This is a genomic window from Verminephrobacter aporrectodeae subsp. tuberculatae At4 (assembly GCF_000193225.1).
GTDB classification, from domain to species: Bacteria; Pseudomonadota; Gammaproteobacteria; order Burkholderiales; family Burkholderiaceae_C; genus Acidovorax; species Acidovorax aporrectodeae.
The window spans coordinates 1-3,329 of the sequence record NZ_AFAL01001011.1; the positions used below are offsets into that span (position 1 = coordinate 1).

The window sequence follows — 3,329 nt, forward strand, 5'->3', positions numbered from 1 at the left end:
GCGCTGCCGGACGTGCCCACGGTCGGCGAGGCCGGTTTCCCCGACGCCGCGCTGGAGGGCTGGTCAGGAATTTTCGCGCCCAGAGGGACGCCCGACGCCGTCGTCGAGCGCCTTGCGCGCGCGATCGGGCGCGCCACGCAAGCGCCCGACGTGCGGGCGGCGCTGGCGCGGATCGGCAGCTTTGCAATGGACCTTTCGGACGCGGCGTTCCAGACGTTCGCCGAAGCCGAGGTCGCGCGCTGGCGGGAAATCGTGCTCCGCGCAAACGCGCAGACACGGTGAGCGGCGGCGCCAGGCAAGCCATCGAAAGCCGCTTGAACAGGAAGGACCGGAAATGCGCAAGAGCCACATCGGCAGCGGCGACGCCGACCATATCTGCATCCGCGGCCATGATCTCGCGGACGACTTGCTCGACAAGCACGACTTCGTGGACGTCCTCTGCCTGGCCATCCTGGGCCATTTCCCGGACCCGCGCCTGCGGCGGATGATCAACAACGCGCTGGTCGCGTCCATAGACCATGGCCTGACGCCCAGCGCGCTGGCAACCCGGCTGACCCTGCACGGCGCGCCGGAATCGCTCCAGGGGGCCGTGGCGGCGGGGCTGTTGGGCGCGGGCACGCGTTTTCTGGGAAGCGCCGAAGCGAGCGCGCACTTTCTGCGCACGGCGCTCGACGGCGTCGAACGGCCCGAGGCGCTCTCCGACGCCGAACTCGGCGCGCACGCGCACGCCGTGGTCGCGCGCTGCCGCGCGCAAGGCCAGAAGATCCCGGGCCTGGGCCATCCGATCCACGTTCACGCCGACCCGCGCACCGAGCGCGCGCTGCGCATCGCGCGCGAGGATGGCTATTTCGGCGTGCACTGCCGGTTCGCGCTGCAGTTGGCCGCAGCCCTTGCGCACGCGCTCGGGCGCCCCATGCCCCTGAACGCCGCGGGCTGCAAGGGCGCCGTGCTGCTCGATCTGGGTTTGACGCCCGAGTTCGGCAAGGGACTCGCGCTCATCGGCCGCGTTGCCGGGCTGGTGGCGCACGCCATCGAGGAGCGCAGCCGGCCCCTGGGCCAGGATCTGTGGAACATGGCGTCCGCGGCCTCGCAGGCCGGTGAGGAATGAGCCGCGCGGGGTCGTTCACCCGCGTCCTGCTCCAGAATCAGTGCATCCCTCTGGGCGAGCGTGCCGACCACGACAGGAAACCGAATGCTTATCATTCGTGATCCATGGAATACACTGACGTGACCAGTGCATGCTGGCCGGGACTCGGTGTAACCGCCCTTCCTTCCCTGTAGCCCCGGCCACTGCACAGAGGGAACTCCGTATCGGGTTCCCGCCCCATTTTGGGTCATTGCCAAGCCAGAAAACCTTGTCGATCCAATTCATCATGCGGCAACACAGCACACCACGATCGGCTGCGCCACGCCAGTGCGGCAGCGCCATGATCGAGTTCACCGTGGTCGGCCCCATCATCACGCTGCTGGGGCTGGCCATGCTGCAATACGGTCTGGTGTTCTTCTCCAAAAACCAGATTAACCACGCGAGCTTTATGGCCGCGCGTGCGGGCAGCATGGCCCACGCCAAGCTCCCGGACATCCGCGAAAGCTACCTGCGCGCCCTGGTGCCGCTGTACGGCGGGGGCAGCAACAGCGCGGAACTGGCGCAGGCCAAGGCCAAGGCGGCGGCCGACCTGCAGGGCAATCTGCGCATTGACCTGCTTAACCCCACACGCGCGAGCTTTGACGACTGGAACGATCCCTGGTTGGAGCAAAAGTACAACGCGCGCGCAATACCCAACGCGGGCCTGGCGTACCGCAACAGAAACGTCGGCAGCCAATCGGGCCAGAGCGTGCAGGACGCGAACCTGCTCAAGATCAAGGTGACGCATGGCTACGAACTCAAGATTCCGTTGGTCAGCACCATCTACAAGCACTACCTGAAGTGGTTCGACAACGGCGGCGATAGTTTCCACAGCCAACTCATCGAACAGGGCCGGCTACCGGTCGTCACGCACGTCACGCTGCACATGCAAAGCGACGCCGTCGAGGGCGAGAGCACGGTTTCCAACCCGGGCGCAAGCAATAACGGCAGCCCCGTAAATCCGGGAGGATCGGATGGCCCAGGCGGCAAATCCCCGGCACCCGACTGCATCACCATGGGTTGCACGGTGCTCGATCCGGGTGGAGGCGACTCGGGTGCAGGCGGTGGTACCGGCGACGGTGCTGGCCCGGGCCCAGGCGGCGGCACCGGTGGCGCTGACAACCCGGGCACCGGCGGGGGAGACACGGGCTGTGTCGGTGCGAATTGCCCATCCTGTGGAGCCACCAAATGAACCCGAAACAACTGCTGCACGCAGCCTGCCTTGTATGGGCGGTATTGCTCGGCCAAAGCGCATCGGCCGGTCCGCTCGACGGTCTGCCCGGAGGCAAGACGCCGGGGACCTGCGACCCGAAGCGCCAAAGCTGCATGCCCGGCACAGAAAAGCCCGATACCGCCGGACCGGGCGGCGGGGTCTGCAGCCCCACGCCAGGCGGTGCAACCTGCGGCAGCCCGGGCCCCGCGAGCCAGGGCAACACCAGCGGCACGAACCAGGGCGCGGGCAACCCGATCAACGTCATCAGCGGCAACAAATACCAGCGCGAGGAAGACATGCCCGCGCTGCCCGGCCTGCTCGGACTGGAAATCGTGCGCCACTACAACAGCCAGTACGGCCGTAGCAACGTGCCCCCGGGAATCCTGGGGCGCGGCTGGAAGCTCAGCTACGAAACCGATCTGTACGACATCGGGAACACCGTGCAAATCGTGCAGGCCGACGGCACACGCATCCTCTTCAAAAAGAGCGCGCAAGACCCCAGCCAGTGCGCGAGCGAACAGCCGGACAACGGCGTGGTGAGCATCCGCAACGCGGGCAGAACGCCGCGGACCCGGCAATACCTGTGGCGCTGGGCCGATGGACGCGAACTGCTCTTCAACCACCGGGGCCGGCTCATGCGCATCAGCCTGCCCAGCGGCGAAAGCGTGCAGCTGCAATACAGTGCCAAAGGCCGCTTGCAGCAGGTCACCGACCCGCAAGGGCGAAAACTGCGGCTGAACTACCGGGAGACCCGCCTGGAGCACTACGAGGAATCGTCCCGGGCAATCGCCAAACCGCCGCGCTACGACGGCGTGCAAAGCATGGACAGCCCCGCAGGACGCTTCGAATACAGCTATGGCAGCGCCTTGCCGCCGGGCAGGGAACAGGCCAAGGCCCAGGAACCCCGAGAGCAACAGGAACTCCAGGTGCGCGCGAACCTGGTGCAGGTGCGCCACCCCGCAGAACAGGGCAAGGGAATCACCCGGCACT

General features: G+C 67.0%; 4 protein-coding genes. All 4 read left to right on the top strand.

Annotated features, from left to right (window positions below):
• Window positions 1-282: tripartite tricarboxylate transporter substrate-binding protein (locus tag VTU_RS30280; protein WP_010110443.1), on the top strand; the 282-nt coding region annotated here is incomplete at its 5' end.
• 52 nt (window positions 283-334) lie between these two features.
• Entirely contained in the window at window positions 335-1,108 is a 774-nt protein-coding gene (locus tag VTU_RS0124565) for a citryl-CoA lyase (protein ID WP_010110444.1), read from the top strand.
• Between the two features lie 319 nt (window positions 1,109-1,427).
• On the top strand, window positions 1,428-2,318 hold the full coding sequence (locus VTU_RS0124570; RefSeq protein WP_010110445.1) for a TadE family protein: 891 nt from the start codon (window positions 1,428-1,430) through the stop codon (window positions 2,316-2,318).
• Window positions 2,315-3,329 (top strand): RHS repeat domain-containing protein (locus tag VTU_RS30285; RefSeq protein ID WP_010110446.1); only part of this gene is annotated, 1,015 nt, incomplete at its 3' end. The genes VTU_RS0124570 and VTU_RS30285, both read left to right, overlap by 4 nt.

Excerpts from the sequence above, each read along its gene's own strand:
- VTU_RS0124570 (WP_010110445.1), top strand. The coding sequence starts at position 1,428 with ATGATCGAGTTCACCGTGGTCGGCCCCATCATCACGCTGCTGGGGCTG.
- VTU_RS0124565 (WP_010110444.1), top strand. The coding sequence starts at position 335 with ATGCGCAAGAGCCACATCGGCAGCGGCGACGCCGACCATATCTGCATC.